This is a genomic window from Mesoterricola sediminis, assembly GCF_030295425.1.
GTDB classification, from domain to species: Bacteria; Acidobacteriota; Holophagae; order Holophagales; family Holophagaceae; genus Mesoterricola; species Mesoterricola sediminis.
This window is the reverse complement of sequence record NZ_AP027081.1, coordinates 1275426-1300086: the sequence shown is the minus strand read 5'-3', so window position 1 is coordinate 1300086 and position 24661 is coordinate 1275426. Positions and strand designations below refer to the sequence as shown.

General features: G+C 71.9%; 22 protein-coding genes. 15 read left to right on the top strand and 7 right to left on the bottom strand.

Annotation, left to right across the window (positions count from 1 at the left end; translation table 11 throughout):
- Positions 1-174 precede the first annotated feature (174 nt).
- From R2J75_RS05465 to R2J75_RS05445, 5 genes are read left to right on the top strand one after another with little or no spacing between them, the layout of a single operon-like run.
- Entirely contained in the window at positions 175-1320 is a 1146-nt protein-coding gene (locus R2J75_RS05465; RefSeq protein ID WP_243335370.1) for an acyl-CoA dehydrogenase, read from the top strand.
- A gap of 3 nt (positions 1321-1323) precedes the next feature.
- Positions 1324-2931, top strand: coding sequence for a carboxyl transferase domain-containing protein (locus R2J75_RS05460; RefSeq protein ID WP_308220520.1), 1608 nt, complete (start codon positions 1324-1326; stop codon positions 2929-2931).
- A gap of 7 nt (positions 2932-2938) precedes the next feature.
- Entirely contained in the window at positions 2939-4810 is a 1872-nt protein-coding gene (locus R2J75_RS05455; RefSeq protein ID WP_243335372.1) for an acyclic terpene utilization AtuA family protein, read from the top strand.
- The gene (locus R2J75_RS05450) at positions 4807-5652 is read left to right on the top strand and encodes an enoyl-CoA hydratase-related protein (RefSeq protein ID WP_243335374.1); all 846 of its coding nucleotides are present in this window, start codon (positions 4807-4809) and stop codon (positions 5650-5652) included. The genes R2J75_RS05455 and R2J75_RS05450 overlap by 4 nt, the downstream gene beginning before the upstream one ends.
- Positions 5652-7592: an ATP-binding protein gene (locus tag R2J75_RS05445; RefSeq protein ID WP_316411224.1), complete on the top strand. Its 1941-nt coding sequence runs from the start codon at positions 5652-5654 to the stop codon at positions 7590-7592. Before R2J75_RS05450 ends, R2J75_RS05445 begins: the two co-directional genes overlap by 1 nt.
- 23 nt (positions 7593-7615) lie before the next feature.
- On the opposite strand, the gene R2J75_RS05440 is transcribed toward R2J75_RS05445, so the two are convergent.
- A complete protein-coding gene (locus tag R2J75_RS05440) occupies positions 7616-8389 on the bottom strand; it encodes a YdcF family protein (protein WP_243335377.1) in 774 nt (257 codons plus the stop codon).
- A gap of 146 nt (positions 8390-8535) precedes the next feature.
- A complete protein-coding gene (gene amrB / locus R2J75_RS05435) occupies positions 8536-9657 on the bottom strand; it encodes an AmmeMemoRadiSam system protein B (RefSeq protein ID WP_316411223.1) in 1122 nt (373 codons plus the stop codon).
- Between the two features lie 92 nt (positions 9658-9749).
- Here amrB and R2J75_RS05430 point away from each other — a divergent pair, with 92 nt between their 5' ends.
- The 5 genes from R2J75_RS05430 to R2J75_RS05410 all read left to right on the top strand — a co-directional run bounded on the left by R2J75_RS05430 (position 9750) and on the right by R2J75_RS05410 (position 15061).
- Positions 9750-10238, top strand: a complete 489-nt coding sequence (locus R2J75_RS05430; RefSeq protein ID WP_243335379.1) for a hypothetical protein — start codon at positions 9750-9752, stop codon at positions 10236-10238.
- A complete protein-coding gene (locus R2J75_RS05425) occupies positions 10235-10903 on the top strand; it encodes an ABC transporter ATP-binding protein (RefSeq protein WP_316411222.1) in 669 nt (222 codons plus the stop codon). Before R2J75_RS05430 ends, R2J75_RS05425 begins: the two co-directional genes overlap by 4 nt.
- The gene (locus R2J75_RS05420; RefSeq protein WP_243346941.1) at positions 10900-13392 is read left to right on the top strand and encodes an FtsX-like permease family protein; all 2493 of its coding nucleotides are present in this window, start codon (positions 10900-10902) and stop codon (positions 13390-13392) included. Before R2J75_RS05425 ends, R2J75_RS05420 begins: the two co-directional genes overlap by 4 nt.
- Complete coding sequence (locus R2J75_RS05415; RefSeq protein WP_316411221.1) at positions 13389-14444, top strand: lipocalin-like domain-containing protein; 1056 nt, start codon at positions 13389-13391, stop codon at positions 14442-14444. The genes R2J75_RS05420 and R2J75_RS05415 overlap by 4 nt, the downstream gene beginning before the upstream one ends.
- A gap of 68 nt (positions 14445-14512) precedes the next feature.
- The gene (locus R2J75_RS05410) at positions 14513-15061 is read left to right on the top strand and encodes an NADPH-dependent FMN reductase (protein WP_243335396.1); all 549 of its coding nucleotides are present in this window, start codon (positions 14513-14515) and stop codon (positions 15059-15061) included.
- An 18-nt stretch (positions 15062-15079) separates the two neighbouring features.
- On the opposite strand, the gene R2J75_RS05405 is transcribed toward R2J75_RS05410, so the two are convergent.
- Together R2J75_RS05405 and R2J75_RS05400 are read right to left on the bottom strand one after the other, a co-directional pair.
- Entirely contained in the window at positions 15080-16411 is a 1332-nt protein-coding gene (locus tag R2J75_RS05405) for a sigma-54-dependent transcriptional regulator (RefSeq protein ID WP_243335381.1), read from the bottom strand.
- 164 nt (positions 16412-16575) lie between these two features.
- On the bottom strand, positions 16576-17235 hold the full coding sequence (locus R2J75_RS05400) for a methyl-accepting chemotaxis protein (protein ID WP_316411220.1): 660 nt from the start codon (positions 17233-17235) through the stop codon (positions 16576-16578).
- Between the two features lie 93 nt (positions 17236-17328).
- Here R2J75_RS05400 and lpdD point away from each other — a divergent pair, with 93 nt between their 5' ends.
- Together lpdD and R2J75_RS05390 are read left to right on the top strand one after the other, a co-directional pair.
- The gene (gene lpdD, locus R2J75_RS05395; RefSeq protein WP_243346944.1) at positions 17329-17751 is read left to right on the top strand and encodes a prenylated flavin chaperone LpdD; all 423 of its coding nucleotides are present in this window, start codon (positions 17329-17331) and stop codon (positions 17749-17751) included.
- 22 nt (positions 17752-17773) lie between these two features.
- Positions 17774-18193 carry a bacteriohemerythrin gene (locus R2J75_RS05390; RefSeq protein WP_243335386.1) on the top strand — a complete coding sequence of 140 codons (420 nt, stop codon included), beginning with the start codon at positions 17774-17776 and terminating at the stop codon, positions 18191-18193.
- On the opposite strand, the gene R2J75_RS05385 is transcribed toward R2J75_RS05390, so the two are convergent.
- On the bottom strand, positions 18187-18693 hold the full coding sequence (locus R2J75_RS05385) for a hypothetical protein (RefSeq protein WP_243335388.1): 507 nt from the start codon (positions 18691-18693) through the stop codon (positions 18187-18189). The genes R2J75_RS05390 and R2J75_RS05385 overlap by 7 nt on opposite strands.
- A gap of 61 nt (positions 18694-18754) precedes the next feature.
- Here R2J75_RS05385 and tsaA point away from each other — a divergent pair, with 61 nt between their 5' ends.
- Positions 18755-19267: a tRNA (N6-threonylcarbamoyladenosine(37)-N6)-methyltransferase TrmO gene (gene tsaA, locus R2J75_RS05380; protein WP_243335389.1), complete on the top strand. Its 513-nt coding sequence runs from the start codon at positions 18755-18757 to the stop codon at positions 19265-19267.
- A 228-nt stretch (positions 19268-19495) separates the two neighbouring features.
- On the opposite strand, the gene R2J75_RS05375 is transcribed toward tsaA, so the two are convergent.
- Positions 19496-20758: a hypothetical protein gene (locus R2J75_RS05375; RefSeq protein ID WP_316411219.1), complete on the bottom strand. Its 1263-nt coding sequence runs from the start codon at positions 20756-20758 to the stop codon at positions 19496-19498.
- Between the two features lie 978 nt (positions 20759-21736).
- The gene (locus R2J75_RS05370; protein ID WP_394365882.1) at positions 21737-23548 is read right to left on the bottom strand and encodes an AMP-dependent synthetase/ligase; all 1812 of its coding nucleotides are present in this window, start codon (positions 23546-23548) and stop codon (positions 21737-21739) included.
- Positions 23549-23671: 123 nt separating this feature from the next.
- Between R2J75_RS05370 and R2J75_RS05365 the strand changes: the two genes are divergently transcribed.
- Together R2J75_RS05365 and R2J75_RS05360 are read left to right on the top strand one after the other, a co-directional pair.
- Positions 23672-24052 carry a PilZ domain-containing protein gene (locus R2J75_RS05365; protein ID WP_243335629.1) on the top strand — a complete coding sequence of 127 codons (381 nt, stop codon included), beginning with the start codon at positions 23672-23674 and terminating at the stop codon, positions 24050-24052.
- The gene (locus R2J75_RS05360) at positions 24049-24651 is read left to right on the top strand and encodes a carbonic anhydrase (RefSeq protein WP_243335627.1); all 603 of its coding nucleotides are present in this window, start codon (positions 24049-24051) and stop codon (positions 24649-24651) included. The genes R2J75_RS05365 and R2J75_RS05360 overlap by 4 nt, the downstream gene beginning before the upstream one ends.
- Positions 24652-24661 lie beyond the last annotated feature (10 nt).

The window sequence follows — 24661 nt, the reverse complement described above, 5'->3', positions numbered from 1 at the left end:
CCCTGTACGCCCAGGCGGGGGTGTTCCGTATTGTCGACCTCAAGATCCCTTGAAATAGCTGCATCCAACACTGGAAAGACTCGAACCGGCGGGTATAGTGACCTTGCTTTTTCCAAATCCGGCGGTTCTCCGGCCCGGTCATGCGGCGGCAAGAACGATCAAGCGAGGCGAGCCATGGACTTCAACCTGCCCGACCACGTGGAGGCCCTCCGGGACGAGGTGCGGCGCTTCGCCCACGAGGAGATCCTTCCCCACGTCATGACCTGGGACGAGGAGGGGACCTTCCCCGAGGACGTGATGCGCCGCCTCGGGGAGATGGGCATGCTCGGCGTGATCTTCCCGGAGGCCTACGACGGGGCCGGGATGGGGTACCTGGAGTACGCCGTGGTGGTCGAGGAACTGAGCCGGGTGGACGGGAGCGTGGGCCTCGGGGTGGCGGCCCACAACAGCCTCTGCTCCAACCACATCTACGCCATGGGCACCGAGGCGCAGCGGGAGCGCTGGCTGCGGCCCCTGGCCTCGGGGCGGATGCTGGGGGCCTGGGCCCTGACGGAACCGGAGGCGGGCAGCGACGCCGGCGCCCTCCGGACCACGGCCCGGAAGGACGGGGACCACTGGGTCCTCAACGGGTCCAAGTGCTTCGCCACCCACGGCACGGTCGGGGGGGTCTGCGTGGTGATGGCCCGGACCCGCCACGGGTCGGGGCCCGAGGGCATCAGCGCCTTCGTGGTGGAGAAGGGGACGCCCGGCTTCCGGGCCGGGAAGCAGGAGAACAAGCTGGGCATGCGCGCCAGCGACACCTCCGAGCTGATCCTCGAGGACGTGCGGGTCCCGGAGGCGAACCTCCTGGGGGAGGAGGGCGTGGGCTTCAAGCAGGCCATGAAGACGCTGGACGGCGGCCGCATCGGCATCGCCGCCCTGGCGCTGGGCATGGCCCAGGGGGCCTTCGAGGCCTCGGTCAAGTACGCGCGCATCCGCAAGGCCTTCGGCAAGACCCTCGCCGAGCACCAGGCCATCCAGTTCAAGCTCGCCGACATGCAGGTGGGCATCGAGGCCTCCCGCCTCCTGGTCTACAAGGCGGCCACCCTCAAGGACCAGGGCCGGCCCTACGCCCAGGCCGCCGCCATCGCCAAGCTCCACGCCTCGGAGACGGCCTGCCGCGTCGCGGAGGAGGCGGTCCAGATCCACGGCGGCTATGGCTTCATCAAGGACTACCCGGCGGAGAAGTACTACCGGGACGTGAAGCTCTGCACCATCGGCGAGGGCACCAGCGAGATCCAGCGCATGGTCATCGCCCGCCACCTGCTGAAGGAGTACTGACGCGTGGGCGTGATCCAGAGCCAGGCCCGGACCGCCTCGGAGGCCTTCCGCCGCAACCGGGAGCACAACCTCGCCCTCTGCGAGGAGCTCCAGGCCCTCAAGGCCGCCCTCCGGGAGGGGGGCGACGCCCGGGCCCGCGCCCGCCACGCGGCCCAGGGGAAGCTCTTCGTGCGGGACCGCATCGCGGGCCTCCTGGACCCCGGTTCCCCCTTCCTGGAGATCGGGCTGCTGGCGGCCCACGGGGTCTACGGGGAAGCCGTCCCCGCCGCGGGCCTCGTGGCCGGCGTCGGGACCGTCCAGGGACGCCCCTGCATGATCGTGGCCAACGACGCCACGGTGAAGGGGGGCACCTACTACCCCCTGACCGTGAAGAAGCACCTGCGCGCCCAGGAGATCGCCCTGGAGAACCGGCTGCCCTGCCTCTACCTGGTGGACAGCGGCGGCGCCTACCTGCCCCTGCAGGCCGAGGTCTTCCCGGACCGGGACCACTTCGGCCGCATCTTCCACAACCAGGCCCTCCTCTCCGCCGCCGGCATCCCCCAGATCGCCGCCGTCATGGGCAGCTGCACGGCAGGGGGCGCCTACGTCCCGGCCATGAGCGACCAGGCCGTCATCGTGGAGGGCACGGGGACCATCTTCCTGGGGGGCCCGCCCCTGGTGAAGGCCGCGACGGGCGAGGACGTGGACGCCGACGAGCTCGGCGGCGCCCGCGTCCACACGGAGATCTCCGGCGTCGCCGATCACTACGCCCGCGACGACGCCCACGCCCTCCGGATCCTCCGGGAGCTCGTGTCCCACCTGGGACGGGCGCCCCGCGCGGACGTGGATCTCCGGAGCCCCGAGCCCCCGGCCTACGACCCGGAGGAACTGCTCGGGGTCTGGCCCGCGGACCTGCGCAGGAAGGCCGACGTGCGCGAGGTGATCGCCCGGATCGTGGACGGAAGCCGCCTCTTCGAGTTCAAGGAGCGCTACGGCACGACCCTGGTCACCGGCTTCGCCCACATCGAGGGGATGCCCTGCGGGATCGTGGCCAGCAACGGGGTGCTCTTCTCCGCCAGCGCCCTCAAGGCCACCCACTTCATCGAGCTCTGCTGCGCCCAGAAGGTGCCCCTGCTCTTCCTCCAGAACATCACCGGCTTCATGGTGGGAGCCCAGGCGGAGCGGGCCGGCATCGCCAAGGACGGCGCCAAGATGGTCCACGCCGTCGCCACGGCCCGGGTGCCCCGCATCACCCTCCTCATGGGCGGCAGCTTCGGGGCGGGCAACTACGGCATGTGCGGCCGCGCCTACGGCCCCCGCTTCCTCTGGAGCTGGCCCAGCGCCAGGATCTCCGTCATGGGCGGGGAGCAGGCCGCCCAGGTCCTCGTGACGGTGAAGCGGGACCAGCTGGAGCGCGAGGGGCGCGCCCTCTCCCACGAGGAGGCCGAGGCCATCGCCGCCCCCATCCGGGAGAAGTACGAGCGGGAGGGGCATCCCGCCTACGCCTCGGCGCGGCTCTGGGACGACGGGGTGATGGACATGCGGGACACGCGGGGATGGCTCGCGGCGTCCCTGGCCACGAGCCTCTGCGCGCCCATCGAGGACACGCGCACGGGCGTGCTGAGGATGTGAGGGGACCATGACGGGAAGGACGCTGGTGAGGATCGGCAACGCGGGCGGCTACTGGGGCGACGACCCCCAGGCCCTGGCCCGGCAGGTCAGGGGGGCGATCCCCCTGGACGTCATCTCCATCGACTACCTGGCCGAGATCACCATGAGCATCCTGCGCAAGCAGAAGGCCCGGGACCCCGGCCTGGGCTACGCCCGGGACTTCGTCGTCCAGGCAGGCCCCCTCCTGGAGGAGATCGTCGCGAAGGGCATCCGCCTCGTCACCAACGCGGGCGGCGTCAACCCGGGCGCCTGCGCGGAGGCCCTTGCGGCGGAGGCGCGGCGGCGCGGCGTGCGCCTGCGCATCGCGGTGGTGGAGGGCGACGACCTCGCCCCCCGGATCGGGGAGCTCCTGGACGCGGGCGAGGAGCTGCGGCACATGGACACCGGCGCCCCCCTGGCGCCCCTGGCGGACCGGGTCCTGGCGGCCAACGCCTATTTCGGGGCCCTGCCCGTGGCCAAGGCCCTGGAGGGCGGCCCCCACGTGGTGGTGTGCGGCCGCGTCACGGACACCGGCATCACCCTGGGCCCCCTCATGCACGCCTTCGGCTGGGGCCCGGCGGACTACGACCGCCTGGCCTCGGGCATCGTGGCCGGCCACATCATCGAGTGCGGGGCCCAGGCCACGGGCGGGAACTTCACGGACTGGCGGAAGGTCCCCTCCTTCCTCGACATGGGCTACCCCATCGTGGAGTGCGCGCCGGACGGCTCCTTCACCGTCACCAAGCACCCGGACTCCGGGGGCCTCGTCACGTGCCAGACCGTGCGGGAACAGCTCCTCTACGAGATGGGCCACCCCCGGGCCTACCTCACCCCCGACGTCACGGCCGACTTCAGCACCATCGACCTCGCCCCGGACGGGCGCGACCGGGTGCGGGTCCGCGGCGTGACGGGCCGGCCCCCCACGGACTTCCTGAAGGTCTCCCTGGCCTACGCGGACGGGTACAAGTGCCAGGGCGCCCTCATCGTCCCCGGGCCCGACGCCCGGGCCAAGGCCGAGGTCCTCGCGGCGGTGCTCGCCGAGCGCTGCCGGCGGGAGGTGCCGGGCCTGGCCGAGACCCTCACCGAGTTCGTGGGCGACGACGCCACCCACCGCGCCCTCACCCCGCCCGGCCGGGCCCGGGAGATCCTCCTGCGCGTCTCGGCGCGGGCCGCGTCGCGGGAGCCCCTGGAGGCCTTCCGCAAGCTCCTGCCCGCCCTCATCCTCTCGGGCCCCGCGGGCATCGCCGTCGCGGGCGGGGCGCCCGGGATCTCCGAGGTGGTCAGCTACTGGCCGGCCCTCGTGCGGCGCGACCGGGCCCTGCCCCGGGTGCGCCTGCTGGAGGAGGCCGGCGACGGCCTGAAGGAGATCGCCGCCTCCGGCCCCCTGCCCTGGCCCGAAGGCCCCGGGCCCGGGGCCCCGCCCCCGGAGACGCCGGACCCCTGGACCCTGGCCGCCGGGGAGGGCCCCCTGGTCCGGGTGCCCCTGATGGCCATCGCCCACGCCCGGAGCGGCGACAAGGGGGACACCGCCAACATCGGGCTCATCGGCAGGTCGGGTCCGTGCTACGCCTGGCTCCGGGACCACGTGACCGCCGACCGGGTCAAGGCCTGGTTCGCCGCCCACGCCAGGGGCCGGGTGGAGCGCCACGCGGTGCCCCGCCTCTGGGCCCTCAACTTCCTGCTGGAGGAGGCCCTGGGCGGCGGCGGGACCGTGGGCCTCGCCATCGATCCCCAGGGCAAGACCCTGGCCCAGGCCCTCCTCCGCTGCGAGGTGGAGGTGCCCCGGGCCCTCCTCGCCACCCTCGCGCCGGAGAACCGGGCCTGCCCCGGGGAGCTGCCGGTGACCGGAGGCCGCCCATGACCGACCTGGCCGCCTTCCCCGTCGCCTCGGTGCCCTACCGGGGACAGTACGTGCGCATGGAGGCCCGCGCCTGCGGGGTGCGCCGCCTCGTGCTGGACCGTCCCGAGGTGCGCAACGCCTTCAACGCGGCCATGATCCGGGAGATCGGCCTGGCCGTGGCCGAGCTGGGCGCGGCGCCCCAGGGCCAGGAGGTCCGGCTGCTCCTGCTGGACGCGGAGGGGCCCGTGTTCTGCGCCGGGGCGGACCTGGCCACCATGAAGGAACAGGGCGCCGCCACCCCCGAGCAGAACCTGGAGGCCGCCCGCGAGGTGGCGCGCATGTTCCACCGCCTCGCCTCCTTCCCGGCGCCCGTGGTGTGCGCCGTCCGGGGCGCGGCCATCGGCGGGGGCCTGGGCCTGACCACGGTCAGCGACCTCGTCCTGGCCGAGCCCACCGCGGCCTTCGCCACCTCCGAAGTGCTCCTGGGCATCGTCCCCGCCGTCATCGGCCCCTACATCGTCCGCAAGATCGGGCTGGCCAACGCCGCCCCCCTCATGCTGACGGGCCGCCGGATCCGGGGCGCGGAGGCCCTCGCCCTCGGCCTCGTCCAGCGCCTGGCGGAGCCCCCCGGGACCTTCGACGAGGCCCTGACCCGCCTGGTGCGGGAATGCCTGGCCGCGGGGCCCAGGGCCGCGCGCGCGACGCGGGAGCTGCTGCGGCGCATCAGCCCGCTGCCGGATCCCGAGCTGATGGAGTTCACGGCCCACACCATCGCCTCGGCCCGGGGGTCCGCCGAAGGCCAGGAGGGCCTGAAGGCCTTCTTCCGCAAGGCGGCCCCGTCCTGGGTCCCCGGGGCGGAATGATGGGCCGCCTCGTCATCGCCAACCGCGGGGAGATCGCCCTGCGCATCCTGCGGGCCGCCCGGACCCGGGGCCACGCCGCCGCCGTCGTCTCCACGCCGGAGGACGCGGACGCCCTGCCCCGCCGGGAGGCCGACGCCGTGCTGGAGGTGCCCTCCTTCCTGGACGGGGACGCCATCGTCGCCGCCGCCCGGAGCTGGGGGGCCGACCTGCTCCACCCGGGCTACGGCTACCTCAGCGAGCGCCCCGCCTTCGCCCGGGCCGTGGAGGCCGCCGGCATCCGGTTCGTGGGGCCCACCCCCGAGGCAATGGAGGCCCTGGGAGGCAAGGAATCCGCCAAGGCCCTGGCCCGCGCGGCCGGGATCCCCGTCCTGGAGGCGCTGGGGTCCGAGGACCTGGCCGCGCTGCCCCCCGGGGCGTGGGCGGGGGCCCTGGCCGCGCGCGGCGTCCCCCTGCCCTGGCTCGTGAAGGCCAGCGGCGGCGGAGGCGGCCGCGGCATGCGGGCCGTGGCCTCGGCGGAGGACCTTCCCGACGCGGTGGCCCGGGCCTCCAGCGAGGCCCTGGCGGGCTTCGGGGACGGGCGGGTCTTCGTGGAGCCCCTCCTGGCGGCGCCCCGCCACGTGGAGGCGCAGGTCTTCGGGGACGGGCGCGGCGGCGGGGTCTTCCTCGGCGAGCGCGAGTGCTCCCTGCAGCGCCGCCACCAGAAGGTCGTGGAGGAGGCCCCGGCGGCGCACCTGGCGCCCGCCCTGCGGGAGGCCATGGGCCGCGCCGCCCTGGCCCTCGTGGCGGCGACGGCCTACCGGGGCGCGGGCACGGTGGAGTTCCTCGTGGAAGGGGACCGGTTCTGGTTCCTGGAGATGAACACCCGCCTGCAGGTGGAGCACCCGGTGACGGAGCTCGTCCACGGCGTGGACCTGGTGCTGGCCCAGCTGGAGCTGGCCGAGGGCGCGTGGCCCGCCCAGCTGGGGGACCCCGGCGTCTTCCGGGTGCCGGAGGCCCGGGGGGTGGCCCTGGAGGCGCGCATCCTGGCCGAGGATCCCCGGGCGGGGTTCCTGCCGACGCCGGGCCCCCTGCGGGTGTACGAGGAACCGGCGGGCGAAGGCGTCCGGGTGGACACCGGGGTCGCCCAGGGCGGCCGGGTCAACGCCGCCTTCGACCCCATGATCGCCAAGCTGGTGGTCTGGGGGCCGGACCGGCCCCAGGCCGTGGCCCGGCTCGCCCGGGCCCTCGCGGACTACACGATCCTGGGCTGCACCACCAACCTCCCCTTCCTCCAGGCCATCGCCCGCACGGAGGCGTTCCGGGAGGGGCGCACCTCCACCGCCTGGATCCCCGCGCACCTGGACCAGCTCACGGCCCCCCTCCTGCCCGAGCCCTGGAGCACCTTCCTCGGGACCCCGGCCTTCCGGGAGGCCCTGGACGCCGCCCTCCAAGGCGCGGGCGCGCCCGTGTCCGCCCCCGCCGCGCGGTTCCTGGCCCAGGCGGGGGTCCGGGACCTGACCTGCGGCAGTCCCCGGGAGCAGCCCGCCTTCCGGGTGGAGGCCGGTCCGGGGCCGGACCGGTTCCGGCTCCAGGGCCCCGCCCCGGCGCGCCTCGGCGCCCCCACCGGGCTGCCCTTCCGGGCCTGTCGGCTGCCGGGAGGCCGCATGGCCCTGGCCCTGCTGGGCGACACCCTCACCCTGGACAGCCCCTTCGTGGACCCGGACACGCCTGGCGAGGCCGCCGCCGAAGCCGGCGAGATCCTCGCCCCCATGGCCGGCAAGATCCTGGAGGTGCTCGCCGCCGAGGGCGAACCCGTGGCCAAGGGGCAGGTGCTCTTCGTGCTGGAATCCATGAAGATGCAGTTCGAGATCACCGCCCCCGCCGCGGGCAGGCTGGCCCGGGTCCTCGTGGCGCCCGGGCAGGTGCTCACCGCACCCGCGCCCCTGGCCGTGGTGGACTGACCGGTTCCGCCGCGGGGGGTGCCTCAGCGCCCCATGGCCCGGCCCAGCGCCTCCCAGGCGGCCCGGTGGATGAGCATGAAGCCGCGGTCCTGGGGCACGAGGCCGTCCAGGCGGAAGGCCCGGTCGCGGCCCCGCCAGTCCGCACCCACCGGGGTCACGTCCAGGCCCGCCTTCCCCGCCAGGACGAGGGCCCGGGGCAGGTGCCAGGCGGAGGAGAGGAGCGCGGTGCGCTTCCAGCCGTGGGCGGCCTTCAGGCGCGCGTAGGCCCGGATCTCGTCCTGGGTGATCCAGCAGGGCTCGTCCACCACGACGATGGCGGCCTCGGGCACGCCCAGGGAGCGCCAGAGGGCGCGGGTGTCCTGCCCGCCGTCGCGCGGGCCTCCCACCGTGTCCCGGAACCAGCCGCTGGCCACCAGGGTGCGGGCGCGCCCGGCGTGCCAGAGCCGGGCCGCCTGGACCACCCGGTCCCCGGCGCTGCCCAGGATCGGCGCGCCCGCGGGGTCCACCTCGGTGCCGCCCCCCAGCACGAAGACGGCGTCGAAGGGCGGGGCCTGGTCCGGCAGGGGGGGGACGCGGCGCTCCAGGCGCGCGATGAGGGCGGCGCCCACGTAGGGGTTGCCGGCGAGGCCGTAGGCCGCCCAGATGGCCAGGGCCCCCGCGAAGGGCAGGAACTGGCGACGACGGGCGAGCCAGACGGTGAGGCCCAGGAGGGCCAGCCACACGAGGCCCGCGGGCATGGCCAGGGTGCCGAGCAGCTTCTGGAACTCGAGCAGCAGGCTGGGGGCGGCACCTTGCATGAAGTCTCCGGCGGGGGCCCCCGGGGCGGCAGACAGGAACGGCCCGCGGAGGTGGCGTGGAAGGGACCAGGATGGGATCCGATCCCCCGGGAGGTCAAGGTGCGCGTCGCCGCGCGGAACCTGGAACGGCCGGGCCTGGCGGCCCTTCAGTCGTAGGCGACGGCGGGGAAGCTCACGAAGTGGTAGAGGCTGGCGGGGGCGGTGGCGCCCATGCCGAGGGCCTTCACGGGGAGTTCGGGCACGTCGACGCTGGCGCCGAAGGCCACGGGGCGGCCCGCGGGGGCGGCGGTCCCAAGGTGCCTGGAGGTGGCGTCCAGGAGGAGCAGCCCGAAGGGGATGGAGAAGCGCCCGCACCACGGCATGCGGTAGACGTCGGGATCGGCGGGGTCCACGACGGCCTCGAAGAAGGCGCGGGCCTTGGCGGGGGAGACGGGACCCGAGAGGGGGCCCGTGAGGAGGCGCCGGTCCTGGTCCATGGCCTGGAGGTAGGCCCCCGGCCCCCCCGCGCCGAAGGGGGCGTACCGGAAGTCCTCGCCGTAGTGGATGCCGTCGGAGGAGATGACGACGGCCACGTCCCGGCCGAGGGTCCAGCCCCGGCCCCGCATGGCGGCGGCGAGGGCGGCCCCCAGGTGCTCCGCCATGGACGCGAGCCGGTCGAAGGAGGCGGAGGGGAGGAGGATGGGCAGGATCTCCACCTTCGGGTCCTGGTGCTTGAGCCAGTAGGCCACGGCCTCCAGGGAATGCTCGCTGTCCTGCCACGCGGGTTCCTGGACCGCCTCGCGGGGATCCAGGCGCGCCAGCACCTCCGCGCGCAGGGGCGAGACGGGGATCTCGCCGTCCGGGCCCCGCCAGGCCCGGTAGGCGTCGAAGGCCATGACGTTCCGGGCCCCGTAGCGGCGGTACTTGTGGAAGACCCCCACCAGCACGACGGTCCGGGCCGTGACGAGCGGGATGAGGCGCCGGTAGACCCGGCCCGCGTAGAGGTAGTCGTCGTGGGGGCAGATGGCGCCCTTCACCCCCGGGGCGGGGAGGGGCCCGAAGGCCTCGGGCGCCGGCGGGGTCCCCGCCAGCTCCCACACGCGGGCCATCTGGTCCGCGCGGGAGGCGAAGCCCACGATGTCCTGCTGGCCGCGGAGGTCGCCGGCGGAGGGGATGCCCATGGCCTTCCGGGTCTGCTCCAGCGTCGGTGCCGGGGCCGGCGCGGGGGCCTGGCCGAGGGCGGCCTGGGCGAGGCCGAGGGCGGTGGCGAGGACGAGGGCTGCGGGCATGGGGGCTCCGTTGGGATATCCAACGCTATCACCCCGCCCGGGGCCCCGGAACGCCAACGCGTGTATGGTGGTTCCACGCCCCAGGAGGCCCCGTGTCCCGATTCCTGCCGCTCCTCCTCCTCGCCCCGGCCCTGGCGGCCCAGGCCCCGCTGGGGACCTGGACCCTGGCCAAGGCCCCCGACCTCGACGCCGCCGTGGAGGCCGCGGTCAAGGAGACGAGCTTCCTCATCCGCCCCATCGCCCGCGGCCGCCTGAAGAAGACCAACCCCGCGTACCAGCGGGTGGTGATCGAGCGCAAGGAGGACACCTTCGTCGTCACCTTCGACGCCCGCAAACCCCAGCGCATGCCCGCCAGCGGCGCCGTGGTGAAGTGGACCCGGGAGGACGGGGAGACCTTCGACCTGTCCATGCGCCTCCAGGGCGAGGATCTGGTGCAGACCTACCACACCCACGACGGCCAGCGCACCAACGTCTACCACGTGGACCCCGCGACGCGGACGCTGACGATCAACGTCACCGTCTCCAGCGGCAAGCTCCCCAAGCCCCTCGTGTACGCCCTGGCCTACAAGGCCGCCCCGTGAGCCTGCTCGAAGCCCGCGGCGTCGGCAGGGCCTACGGCGGGCGCTGGGTCCTGCGGGGGGTGGACCTGACGGTCGCCCCCGGCGAGCGCCTGGCCCTCCTGGGCCCCTCCGGCTGCGGCAAGACCACGCTCCTGAACCTCCTGGGCGGCCTGGACCGTCCGGACGAAGGCCGGGTCGCCCTCGCGGGGGAGGACCTGGGCGCCGCGGCCCCCGCACGCCTCGCCCAGCTGAGGCGGGAGCGGCTGGGGACCGTCTTCCAGTTCTTCCACCTGATCCCTACGCTCACCGCCCGGGAGAACGTGGAGCTCCCCCTCCAGCTCCTGGGCTGGGGACGGGAGGCTCTGGAGGCCCGGGCCGGCGACCTCCTGGAGGCCGTGGGCCTGGCGCCGCGGGCGGAGGCCTTCCCCCGGGAGCTCTCCGGCGGGGAGATGCAGCGGGTGGCCGTGGCCCGGGCCCTGGCCGGCCGGCCCGGCATCCTCCTGGCCGATGAGCCCACGGGCAACCTGGACAGCACCGCGGGAGAGCGGGTCCTGGCCCTGCTGGCGGAGCTCACCGAGCGGGAGGGCGCGGCCCTGGTCATGGTCACCCACAGCGAGGCCGCCGCGGCGGCCTGCCATCGGATCGTGCGCATGAAGGACGGGCGGATCCTGGAGGCCGGCCGGTGAAGGGTCTGGCGGGGCGCCTGGTGCTTCGGCCCCTCGCCCTGGCGCCGGCCCGGGCCGCCCTGGCCGTCCTCACCGTGGCCCTGGGGGTGGCGGCCTTCCTGGCCATTCGCCTTGCCAACCGGGCGGCGATCGCCAGCTTCGACGCCTTCACCCGGGGCGTGGGCACCGGGGCCGAATACGTGGTGCGGGCCCCCTTCGGGGACCTGGACGAGCGCCGCCTGTCCGCCCTCGCCCCCCTGCGGCGGGACCTGTGGATCCGCCCCGTGCTGGAGGGTTCCTTCAGCCGGGAGCCCGACTTCGCGGCCTTCCAGATCCTGGCGACGGACCTGGTGGGCCTCGGGGGGGAGGGCGGCGACGGGGCCGGCCTGCCGGATCTGGGGGGCGCCCTCGTGTCCCCGCGCCTCGGCCTCGCCCCGGGGGCCGCCCTGCCGGGCCTCGTGGACGGGCGGCGGGTCACCCTGCGGGTGGCCGGCCTCCTGCCCGAATCCCCCGGCCGGCCCGCGCCGCCCCCGACCCTGCTGGTGCTGGACCTGCCGGCGGGCCAAGCCCTTCTGGGCCGGCCCGGCCGGCTCGACCGCCTGGACCTGGGCCCCTGGCCGGGGCGGACGCCAAGCCGGGAGGCCATCGCGGCCCACCTTCCCGATGGCTGGGTGCTGGAGGACGCCGAGCAGCGGGCCAGCAGTGGCCGCGCCATGAGCGGCGCCTTCCGCCTGAACCTCACCGTGCTTTCGCTCATCGCCCTGGCGGTGGGGGCCTACCTGCTCTTCCAGGCCTTCGACGCCGCCGTCAACCGGCGCCGGGAGACCTGGGCCCTCCTGGCCGCCCTCGGATGTCCCCCCCGCCGGATCCTCCGGTTCGTCCTCCTGGAGGCGGCCCTGCTGGGCAGCCTGGGCAGCCTCCTGGGCATCGGCCTGGGCTGGGCGGGCGCCCAGGGCGCCGTGCGCTTCGTGGCCCGGACCCTGGAGGCCCTCTACGGCGCGGCCTCCGCGCGCCACGCGGCCCTCGGCCCCGGGGAGGCGGCCGCGGCCCTCGTCCTGGGCACCCTCACCTGCCTGGCCGCGGCCTGGATCCCGGCGCGCCGGGCGGCGGCCACACCGCCCGTGCAGCTTCTGGCCCGGGGCGCCGCCGCCCGCCCCATGGCCTGGGCCCCCCTGGCCCTGGGCGGGGCCGCCCTGCTGGCCGCGGGTCTGGCCCTGGCCTTCCTGCCCCGGCTGCCCCAGGGGACCCTCTGGCACGCCTACCTGGGCTCGGCCCTCGTGATCTTCGGGGGGAGCCTGGCCTCGGTGGCCCTCCTCCCCGCCCTTGGTGCCCTGGGGCGGCTCGTCCGGGACTGGCGCGCCCGCCTCGCCCTGCGCCCCCTGGCCCTGCCCACCGGCCGCCACGGCTTCGCGGCCGCCGCCATGGCCGTGGCCATCGGCATGACCGTGGGCATGGGCGTGATGGTCCGCAGCTTCGAGGCCACCGTGGAGGGGTGGATCGGGGACAGCCTCCGGGCGGACGTCTACGTGGCCCCCCTGGGCGCGGGCGGGGCCGGGAGCCGCCACCGCATCCCGGAGGCCGACGCCGCGGCGCTGGCGGCGGACCCCGCCGTGGCGGCCGTGGACCGCTACCAGGCGGTGCCCTTCCTCTTCCGGGGCCGCCCCACCACCCTGGCCGCCGGGGACTTCGCGGTGCTCGGCACCCGGGGGCACCTGCCCATGGTGGCCGGGGGCGCCAGCCGGGAGGTGCTCGCCCGGATCCGGCGCGATGGGCTGGCCGACCCCGGCGCCGTGGCCAGCGAGACCTTCGCCCGCCGTTTCGGGGTCCGCCCTGGCGACCGCCTGGACCTGGGCGCGGGCCGGCGGCTCACCCTCCGGGGCGTCTACGGCGACTACGGCAACGAGCGGGGCAGCCTGATCCTGGACCGCCCCGTCTTCCAGGCCTGGACGGGCGAGGCCCGCGCCGCGAGCCTGGCCCTCTACCTCCGCCCCGGGGAGGACGCCGAGGCCTTCGCGGCGCGGGAGGCCCGGGCCCGGCCCGGGCTCCTCCTCCGCTCCAACCGCGCGCTGCGGACGCAGGTGGAACGGATCTTCCACCAGACCTTCGCCATCACCTACGCCCTGGAGGTCATCGGCCTCGCCGTGGCGCTGGCGGGCCTCGTCCAGTCCATGGCGGGCCTCGCCCTGGAGCGCCGGGGCGACCTCCTCACCCTCCGGGCCCTGGGGGCGGGGGACGCCCCCGTGGCCGCGGTGCTCCTCGGGGAGGGCTGCGGCGTCGCCGCGGCCGGCGTGCTGGGTGGCCTCGGGCTCGGCCTGGCCCTGGCGCGGATCCTCGTCTCCGTCCTCAACCCCCAGGCCTTCGGGTGGACCCTGGCCTTCCGCCTCCCCTGGGGGGCCCTGGCGGGCCTTACGGGGCTCTGCCTGGCGGCGGCGGCCCTGGCCCAGTGGCCCGTGGCCCTGAGGGCGGCCCGGCTCCCCGTGGACCGCCAGGCCGAGGAGGGCGCCACATGAGGCCCGCCGCGCTCCTCCTGGCGGCCCTCGCCGCCGTCCAGCCCTTCCGCTTCGCGGAGCCGGGGCGCCGCTTCGCGTTCCCCCGCGACCACGGCGCCCACCCGGACTTCAGCACCGAGTGGTGGTACTTCACGGGCCACCTGCGCAGCGCCGACGGGCGGCGGCGCTACGGCTACCAGCTCACGTTCTTCCGCAGGGCCCTCCAGCCCGGAGGTCCCGCGGGCAGCCCCGCGTGGCGCACCGACGAGATCCACCTGGCCCACGCCGCCCTCACGGACGCCGCCGGCGGGCGGTTCACCTTCGACGAGCGCCTGGGGCGCGCCGGAATCCCCGCCGCGGCCTCCGCGGCCGGCCTGGACCTGCGCAATGCCGGCTGGACGGCCCGGATGGAGCCCGGGGGGCTCATCCGCCTTGCCTTCACGGTCCGGGACGCCACCCTCGAGCTGGAGCTGGCGGCGCCGCCGGCCCCCGTGGTCTTCGGGGAGGACGGGGTCGTGCGCAAGGGGGACGACCCGGGCGCGGCCAGCCACTACCTCACCTACCCCCGGCTCCCCACCCGGGGCACCCTCACGGGCCCGCGGGCCGAGACCCTCGCGGGCCTCTCCTGGATGGACCACGAGTTCAGCTCCGCCCAGCTCTCCCGGGGGCAGCGGGGCTGGGACTGGGCCGGGATCCAGCTCCGGGACGGCCGCAGCCTCATGGTCTACCGGATGCGCCGGGACGACGGGAGCCAGGATCCCTGGTCCCTGCTGTCGGAGGTGGACGCCTCCGGCCGTCCCGCCCGGGCCACCCGGTCCTTCCGCCTCGGGGGCGGGGCCTGGACCAGCCCCGCCTCGGGCGCGACGTACCCCCTGCCCCTGCGCCTGGAGGCGCTGGGGGAGACCTGGACGCTGCAGCCCCTCATCCCCGGCCAGGAGCTGCTCACCCGCGCCGGCACCCGGATCACCTACTGGGAAGGGGCCTGCCGGGTCCTGGACCGGGAGGGCCGCGACGCCGGGGACGCCTACGTGGAGCTGACCGGCTACGCCCACCCCATGGCCGGAAGGTTCTGAGGCCCTCTTTTCCGTGGCTTCCGCGCCGGAGGCGTTGTATATTCTCGCCGTCATCCGGGAGGTGGGCCTTGAAAATCACAGTCATCGGCGGCAGCCTCAGGCGCGAGTCGCTGAACCTCAAGCTGCTGCACCATCTCGTGCGCGCGATCGGCGCCCAGGGCCCCCACGTCCGCACCGTCACCGGGGACGAGCTGAGGATGGCCATGGTCGATCCCGAGCAGGCCCCGCCCCCCGAGGCCGTGGCCCTCCACGCCCTCGTCTCGGACGCGCAGGGGGTCGTGATCGTCTCGCCGGAGTACAACGCCGGCATCCCGCCCCACCTGAAGAACGCCATCGACTGGGTCTCCACCATGACCCCCAACCCCTTCCGGGGCATGCCGGTCCTGGTGGCCTCGGCGAGCCCCGGCGCCTTCGGCGGCGCGCGCTGCCAGGTGCAGTGGCGGGCCACGCTGGCCAACATGGGCGCCTTCGTCCACCCCCTGGGCGTCGCCGTGCCCCAGGCGGACCACACCCTGGCCGCCGACGGCACCCCCCAGGATCCCCGTACCGCCGGCGAGGTCCAGAAGGCCGTCCTGGCCTTCCTCGACTTCGCGGCGCGCAACGCGCCGAGGCCCTGATCCGGCGCCCGTCACGCCTCAGGGCCGGAGGCCCAGGGCCTTGAGCCGCTGGTAGAGGGTGCTGCGGGGAATGCCGAGGCGCCGCGCGGCGGCGTCCACCCGGCCCTCCTCGCGGAGGGCGAGGGCGATGTGGGCGCGCTCCAGCTCGCGCAGCGTCATGCGGCCCCCCTCGGCGGCCGGCGCGGGCCCGGGCCGGAGGGCCAGGGCCGAGGCGGGGATGAGGGGCCCGGGCGTCGCGAGGAGGGCCCGTTCCAGCACGTTGCGCAGCTCCCGGATGTTCCCCGGCCAGGGCTGGCGCGCCAGGAGCCCGGCCGCGGCGGGTTCCAGGGCCGGGGTTTCCCGGCCCCAGGCCGCCGCCGACCGCGCGAGGAGCTCGCCGGCCAGGAGGGGGATGTCCTCGGTCCGCTCCGCCAGGGACGGCACGGCGATCTGCAGGGCGCTGACGCGGTAGAACAGGTCGGCCCGGAAGGCGCCCGCCTCCACCAGCGCCTCCAGGTCCCGGTGGGTGGCCGAGACGAGGCGGAAGTCCACGCGGCGGTCCCGCAGGTCCCCCAGGCGCCGGAACCGCTTCTCCTCCAGGGCCTTGAGCAGCTTCGGCTGGATCAGGAGGTCCATGTCGCCCAGTTCGTCCAGGAGCACGGTGCCCCGGTTCGCGGCCTCCAGGAGGCCCATCTTGGCGGCCACGGCCCCGGTGAAGGCCCCCTTCTCGTGCCCGAAGAGCTCGGTGTCCAGGAACTCCCGGGTGAGGCCCGCGCAGTTGAGCTCCAGGAAGGGCTCGGCGGCGCGGGGGCTCTGCCGGTGGAGCCACCGCGCCAGTTCGCTCTTCCCGGTGCCGGTGGGCCCCAGCAGGAGGACCGGGGCCTCGGCGGCCGCGGCGAGGCGGGCCTCCGCTTCCAGGCGCCGGATCGCCGGGCTCGTGCCCAGGAAGAGCCGGGGCGGCCGGTCCGGTTCGGCCGCCAGGGCCGCCTGGCGTCGGCGGGCCCGCTGGGTCTCCATCACCCGGTCCAGCACCTGGGCCAGCAGGCCCAGATCCACGGGTTTCACGAGGAACTGTTCGGCCCCGAGCTTGATGGCGTCGACGGCGAGGGCAATGCTCCCCTGGCCGGTGACGAGGACGATGGGCACCCCGGGGTCCGCCGCCCGGAGCCGCCCGAGCAGATCCAGGCCGTTGCCGTCCGGAAGGCCGTAGTCGAGGAGGACGGCGTCGTAGACCTCCCGGCCGAAGCGGGCCTCCGCCTCGGCGCAGGTGGCGGCTGCGTCCACGGCCACCCCCCGGCGGGCCAGGAACTCCCCCAGGAGGCCCGCCGCCAGGGGCTCGTCGTCCACCACGAGGATGCGGGGCCGGCCCACGGGGGACTCAACCGGGGAGGGACCGGCGCGTCGCGCCGGGGGCGGGGTCGGGGCAGGCTTCGGCGGGATCCATGGGGCGCTCCGGCGGGGGCCGCCTCGGCGGGCGCCGCCGGCCCCGGGCCCATGGTAGTCCCGCTAAGTGCCCGCGGCGTAATTATTAACCGTTACTTCAACTTCTCCAGCACCGTGTCGCTCCGGTGGGAGACGTGGATGATGTTCTCGTTGACCCGGTTGATCTCCTGGGTCAGGTTCCGCACGGCCTCCACCGACTTGCCCAGGTGGTCGGCCACCACGGTGAACCCGCGGCCGTGGACGCCGGCCTTGGAGGCCTCGATGCTGGCGTTCAGGGCGAGCATCTGCATGTTGCTCATGATGGAGTTGATGCGCGCGACGATGCTGTTGCTCGCGTCGAGGCTCGTGGAGAGCTCGCTCTTGATGGTCGAGACCACTTCCGAGATCTCCTCGCGCATGCGCGCGTTGTTCTCGGTGAGGACCTCCACCATCATCCGGCTGGTGAGGGGGGTGATCAGCATCGTGGAGGTGCCGCGCAGGCGCTGGCGGATGCGGGTCTCCAGATCGGCGTCCCCGCTGGCGTCGAAGAGGAAGTCGGGAAGCTCGCCGCGCATGGCCTCCTCGTCGTCGGCGTAGGTGCGGATCCCGCGGCTGCGCGCCTCGGCGATGCCGAGCGCGGAGGGATTGGGGTCGACCATGAAGACCACCCGGGCCACGGAACTGGTGCCGAAGAACTTCAGGAGCCCGAGCCCGCCGCGGCCGCCGCCGATGATACCGATCGTGAAGACTTCCTTGCCGAACAGTTCGCCCACGTCGCCACCTGTCTAGGGATCCCTTCCATCCTTGCACATGAGGCGGTTGCCGGGGCGGGTTTTTCCAGGGATGCTGGACCGGAGGAGGAGCCCATGGAGACCCTGCGCCTGGAGGCATCCAAGGGCCGCCTGACCATCCAGCTCACCTGCGTGCCCATGGGCCGAGACCTCGTGGTGGCGATCGCCGGCGGCGGCCTGCCCCACACCGGCGCCGTGGCCCTGGCCCAGCCGCGGCCGAGCCTGGAGGACGGCGGGCGCCGGAGCGCCACGGCCTCGGTGCTGGCCCTCCTGGGGCACAAGGAGGACGAACTGGCCCGGGCCATCGCGCTGGAGCTGGCCGCGCGCCTCGGCACGACCGTCACCGTGGCCTGCGGGATCCACCTGGACGCCATCACGGCCGCGGAACGGGCGGACGTGGCCGGGCTGACCGCGGACCTGGCCCGGGAGCTGGCGGAGGCGCTGGAGCGGCCCGGCGCCATGGACACGGAGGGGGCCCCGGGCCACCATGGAGGCTGATCCCGCCCCAGGAGGAAACGGCATGCTCATCCAGTGGAGCCCGAAGTTCGCCACCGGGAACGCGCTCGTCGACCGGCAGCACCAGGCCCTCTTCGAGGCGGTGAACGCCTTCGACGAGAACCTGGAGGCGGGCATGTCCCGGGAGCGCCTGGACGAGACCCTCGACTTCCTGGCCCGCTACGTGCAGGAGCACTTCAGCACGGAGGAGTTCCTGATGCTCGGCGCGGGCTTCCCTGGCCTCGCCCGCCACAAGCAAGAGCACGACCGGCTCATCGCCCGGGTCAAGTTCATCCGGGACCTGCGGGACCAGGATCCGGCGCTGGTGCCGGCGGAGGGCCTGGCCCGGTTCCTGGGGGACTGGCTCCAGAGCCACATCCTCGGCTGGGACCTCGCCCTGTTCGACCACCTCCGGACGCATCCCCAGCCTGGAGCGCCTCAGTAGGCGCCCGCGGCCAGTCCCCGGGCGACGAGGTCGGAGGCGGTCTTGCGGACGGCCGGATCCGGCTCCCGGTCCTCCCGGGTGGAATCCAGCACCCGGGCGGCGGCCTCCGCGACCTGGAGGCTCGCCAGGATGCCCAGGGCCGCGGCCCGGACGGCGGGTTCCGGTTCATGGGCGGGATCGGCGATGCGCACGAGGCGCAGGGCCGACATGCGGTTGCGGGGTTCGGCCACGTGGCGGAGGGCCCTGACGGCGGCTTCGCGGATGACCGGATCCGGTTCGAACCGGGGGTTGCCCCGGTCCAGGAGCAGGGCGGCCCCCAGGGGGCTGACCGTCCGTGCCGCGTCCAGGCGGGCGATGGCGGCGAGCTTCTCCGCGGTGGGGGCCTCCGAATTGCGGCCGAGCACCTCGGCCATCTCCTCCAGGAACGCCTGGGTCAGCACCTGGACGTCTCCGGCCACGGCCGCGGGCGCCAGCAGCGCGAACCCGATCAGCCGGCCCATGTGACCCCCCGTGAAGGGACCATGGTATCCCCTCCCGCGCCGGCAGGATACGCTGGGCAGGATGGACGCCGTCCCGCCTTCCCTTCCGTTCCGCCCCATCGGGATCCTCCGCTCCCCCTACCGGGAGCGCATCGATGCGCCCCACCAGCCGACGGTGGAGGGGGGCGACCCGGCCGAGGCGGTGCTGGAGCTCGCGGCCGATCTGCCGGTGGAGGTCCTCCAGGACCTGGACGGGTTCGACCGGATCTGGCTGATCTTCGTGTTCCACCGGAGCGAGGGCTGGGCCCCGCGGGTCCACCCCCCCCGGGGCCCCCGCACCAAGCGGGGCCTCTTTGCCACCCGTTCGCCCCACCGCCCCAACCCCATCGGCCTATCGGCCGTGGAACTGGTGGGCATCGAGGGCCGGACCCTCCGGCTGCGGGGCGTGGACTTGCTGGACGGCACGCCCGTCCTGGACATCAAGCCGTACGTCCCCTACGCCGACGCCTTCCCGGAGGCCCGGGCCGGCTGGATCGACGGGGTGGACGCCCTCACCGGCCGCCACGCCTCCCCCGGCCTCAAGCGGCCGAGGTAGACCGGCCGCCATCGCCGTCCGCCCAGGCGTCGCTCCCCCGCAACGCCCGGGATGAATATCTGGAACAGCAGGGTTCCGGTGATTCGATCCACCCCCCTCGTGCCGCGTCCGCCAAGTCTCTTGGAGCATCCGTACGCGATGGGAGCGGCCCTTGCCGGGGGCAGAGGGGCTTCGCAGAAAGGATGGAACCAAGGTGAATGTTTAAATTGTTTTTAATCATGAAGCTTCTCATTTGGTTTTCAGATTCTTTGGCTTCATGGCTTCTGAAGCCTTCTCCTTATTTGGTTTCTCTGCGTCTTCTCCTGCTTCCGGGGGGCGCTCTTCACGACCATTAATTACAATTACTCCATTCAAATCAAATGAAAACCTGAATGGTTCATCGGGGATAAACGCCGCAGGAGCGCCTGGATAATTCAGCAAGTCGGGTTCAGTAATATTTCCGTCGCTTGGGTCAATTTCTTTCCATAAAATTTTATGAAGCTCCTTTGTTTTTTGGGCACTCTCGCTCTCGTCTTTGCAAGCAGGCACATTTTTAAATCCCTTTTCTCCTTCTTCCAGCCCCTCGTAAAGCAATACATCAGAACGAAGAGCTGCCAGAATCCGGTTATTTGGAGTGACCTGGATTCCCAGGAGTGCAGGATTGTGTCTTTTTTTACCAGAAAAAAAACCTTGATCAGAAGCGGCTAGTTTTATCGTCCTATTTGAAACAGTTGGATCGTCAGATATAATCCATATCACTCCAGCCCCCCAGGAAACAACGACAAAGCCACCCGAAAACCTAAGGGGATAATCCAAGAATGGTTCAAGCCCGAGATACCGGTTAGAGGTGGCGATGGTCGTTGCGTTTGGAGCCAAGTGCTCCGCAAGGAAAATGGGGTATTCAAGTTCTAAATGAATTAGATCATCCGGCTCCAGGGTTCCGTTGGGTCCCTGCTTCCACCATGAGCAAATGGAGGATTCTTCCCCTAGTACAAATCCAGGCATTCGGCTGTAAGAAAAAAATCGACCCTCTTTAGAAGACTCAAACAAAAGGAATGGATATCCCCGCATCCCGTTGCTACCAATGCCTCTATCCAGGATAGTAGGATAATCCCGCCAAGTTCCCTGAAGAGCCCTTCTTGAAAGTGCTGTTCGCTGATTCACGAGCCTGAATGATGTGACTACGCCGTTCCACAGGGTCTGCCCCATTGCGCCATCTGACAATTTGAGGATCGATATTTTGCCACTTAAATGATCCTTAGCTTTGATCCATGATTGCGTACTATTTGTAACAATGAATTGATCGCCCGCCCATTGAAATACAGTGGGTTGGTCCGCGACCCTTACCTCCTTCCCGCTTTCTGCTGGATTGGCCCCTGCTGCGCGTGCTGGATTCCAACAAAGGAGCAGAACAAGGATAGACTTAAAGTGCTTCATAATAGATCCTTCCAGATGATCGGCAAAGTCAAATTCATCAGCAAAGAAATATGTCAATGAGAAGGCAGGCTCCATTAAAGGCAATCAAGAGGAGCCTGAACACCATAATCCTATTCAATGACAACTACTCAGGCCAGTTCCTTTGACAATCGTTATATCGGAGTTGAGCCATGGCAGCACAAACGACCCGATCAAAACCTTCCAAGATGACGCATTCTTTAGTCACCCTGGCCCACTCATTCCAGCATTGATTCAGGCATTCCTGACGTGGGGTAATGCTTCCTGCACCGCCTGAGGTTACATTTTCGAGAGGAAATGAAGGCGTTTGGACCCCAGGATGTCCATTATTATCCTGGGCGTGAATCGGGATTACCGCAAGACCAAGGAAGATGGGAAGGATTCGTCTGGACAATCGCATGGAGCAGCTCCAAATGCATGGTCTGCAAGAAATTTGCCGGTCGACGTGAAACGTACAACCATGAATCGAAAAAACAACCCCGTTCTTTTGCTCAACGCCTGTATATTAAACATGTTTTAACTCAAATAACCTATTTTCCCCCAATGTTCCAGACCTGGACCAACTTCGGGTACGAACCCGGGCCTCCGCATGATCCCTTCAGGAGCGAATTCCCATGCTTTCTGCGATCGGGAACCCGAGCAGCGCATCCATTCGGTAGCTTGCTGACAGGTCCGCACGCATGCGTCTGGTAGGTCGGCCCTGAAATAAGTACAACCAGCAAATTTGGTCAATTCTGGGGCCACCAGACCCCCAAACTCTACTCGAATTTGCTAATGCGGAAAATCTGGACACCTGTCAATTCAAACGAACAGTTTCAGACACAGATACCAACACACACAAATTGTCGACATCAGGTATATGGAAATGTGCTACGTCCCCTGCGCCGACGCCTTCCCGGAGGCCCGGGCCGGCTGGATCGACGGGGTGGACGCCCTCACCGGCCGCCATCGCCGTCCGCCCAGGCGCCGCTCCCCCGCACCGCCCGGGATGACAATCTGGAACAGCGGGGTTCCGGTGATTCGATCCACCCCCCCCTAGCTGGAGTGTTCCTGCTTGCCCTGGATGCCCGCGTACATGGCCTCGATCTCCGCCCGGAAGGCCTGTTCGATGGACTTGCGGCGGAGCTTGAGGGTGGGCGTCAGCTCGCCCAGGTCCATGGAGAAGGGGCGGTGGAGCAGGGTGAAGCGCTTGACCTGCTCGTACTTGCTGAGGCCCTTCTGGAGTTCGGCGAGCCGGGATTCGAAGAAGTCCACGATGCGGCTGTTCTTCAGGAGCTCGGCGGGGCTGCGCCAGGTGATGCCCATGCTCCGGGCGTGCTCCTCCAAACGGTCGAAGTAGGGAACGATCAGGGCCGAGACGAAGTTCCGGCTGTCGGCGATGATGGCCACCTGCTCGATGTAGGCGTCCTTGGCCAGGGTGCCCTCCACCCGCTGGGGAGCCACGTACTGGCCGTTGGAGGTCTTCATGAGCTCCTTGATCCGCTCCGTGAAGATGAGATGTCCCTGGCCGTCCAGGGCGCCGGCGTCGCCGGTGCGGAGGAAGCCGTCGGCGGTGAAGGCCCGGGCGGTCTCTTCCGGCCGGTTGTAGTAGCCCCGCATGATGGTGGGCCCCTTCACCTGGATCTCGTTGTCCTCGCCCAGGCGGACCTCCAGGGTGTCCAGGGGGGTGCCGATGGTCCCGATGGGGGGCAGGCCGTCCTCGTAGCAGGAGACGGTCGCGCAGGTCTCGGAAAGGCCGTAGCCGTACTTGAGCTTCAGGCCGATGGCCTGGAAGAAGAGGTTCACGTCGTCCGCGAGGCTGGCGCCGGCCACAGGCAGGAAGCGGCAGCGCCCCCCGAACAGGGCCCGGAGCTTCCGGAACACGAGGCGCTCGGCGAGGCTGGCCCGCAGGCGCAGGCCGAGCCCCAGGCCCTGGCCGGCGGCGCGGCGGCGCTGGACCTCGAGGCCGGCGGCCACGGCCCAGTGGAAGAGGCCGCCCATGAGCCGCCCGGCGTTCTCCATGCGGGCGTAGATGCCCGCGTAGGCCTTCTCGTAGACCCGCGGCACCGAGCACATGAGGGTGGGGCGCACCTCGCCGATGGCCTTCACCACGGTCTGGGGATCCCGCAGGTAGACGTTCCGCGCGCCCCGGTAGAGCACGTAGAAGGTCCAGGCCCGCTCGAAGATGTGGCAGAGGGGCAGCATGCAGAGGGACGAGTCGTCCGGGCCCACCGTGAGCCGCCGGTCGTGGAGGCGCATGGCGGCCCCCAGGTTCGCGAAGTCCAGCATCACGCCCTTGGGTTCGCCCGTCGTCCCCGAGGTGTACACGAGGGTGAAGAGGTCGTCCATGGACATGCCGTCCAGGCGCTCCTGGTGGGCGGCGTCCAGGGCGGGGTCCCCGCCGAGCTTCAGCAGGTCGTGGAAGCCCAGGATCCGGGGATCCCCGGGGGCCGCGAGGGCCGGGTCGAGGAGGATGAGGTGGTCGATCTCGCCCAGGTCCAGGAGGCGGGTCCCCAGATCCAGCTGGGCGGCCTCGCCGGCGAAGAGGATCCGGATGCCCGCGTCCCGGAGGATGAAGGTGGCCTGCTCCAGCAGGCTGGTGGGGTACAGGGAGACGGTGACGCCCCTGGCCGCCAGGATGCCCAGGTCCGCCTGGGTCCATTCCGGCATGTTCCGGGCGCAGATGCCCACCTTGTCCCCGGCCCGGTGGCCGAGGGCGATGAGGCCGCGGGCCGCCAGGTCCATGCGGCGCCCCAGTTCGATCCAGGTGACCGTCTCCCCCCCGCCGTGGGCGAGGAGGGCCGGGGTCTCGCCCCTCTGCACGGCCGCTTCCCTGAAGAACCTGATCAGATGGATGTCCCGGGCCAACCTGCCCCCCACGAAAAAACCCTGGAGGGTAAGATGCTCCAGGGGTGTGCCCCATTATACCTCACGGGGGGGCCTCCTGCCGAAGCGAATGTATCCTATGGGGAGGGGGAGGGTATGGCGACCATGGCCGGAGAACATGAGCAGCGCGAGTTCACACGGGTCCCCATCTCCTTCGGCGTGGAGGTGTCGGTGGACGGCCGCGCCCTGGAGGGCTGCCTCGTCCACGACCTGAGCATGAAGGGGATGCTGGTGGTCACCCCGGAGCGCTTCCCCATCGGCACACCCTGCTCGGCCGTGATCGTCCTGGTGGAAGGGGAGGTGGAGATCCGGATGTCAGGCCGCGTGGCCGCCGATCACCCCGAGGGCTTCGGCATGGAGTTCTCCACCATCGACGGGCTGGAAAGCTACATCCATCTGCGCAACCTCGTCCTCTTCAACGCCGGCGACGTGGACCGGGTCGAGGGGGAGTTCCAGTCCCACGCCGGGATCCGAAGGAAGGCATGAAATTCCTGCCCGAGCTCTTCGAACGCAACCGCGCCTGGGCGGGGGCCAAGCTGGCCGCCGACCCCGCCTACTTCGATCGCCTGTGCGCCATCCACAAGCCCGAGCACCTGTGGCTCGGTTGCTCGGATAGCCGGGTTCCCGCCAACGAGATCGTGGGGATGGAGCCGGGCGAGCTGTTCGTCCACCGGAACCTGGCCAACATCGTCCCCCTCTCCGACGTGAACACCATGTCCGTCGTCGAGTTCGCGGTGGAGAACATCGGGATCCGCCACATCATCGTCTGCGGCCACTACCGCTGCGAGGGCGTGCGCGCCGCCCTGGCCGGGGGGCTCCGGGGGGCGCCCGGACTCTGGCTCCAGCAGGTGCGCCACGTCGCCGAGGAGGCCCAGGCGGAGCTCGCCGCCCTCACGGACCCCCAGGCCCGGTGGGACCGCCTCTGCGAGCTGAACGTGGTGGCCCAGGTGCGCAACCTGGCCTCGACCCACGTGATCCACCAGGCCTGGTCCCGGGGCGCCGTCCTGGCCATCCACGGCTGGATCTACGACCTGCGCGACGGGCTCATCCGCGACCTGGACGTGACCGTGGGCAACGCCGGATAATGGGCGGAAC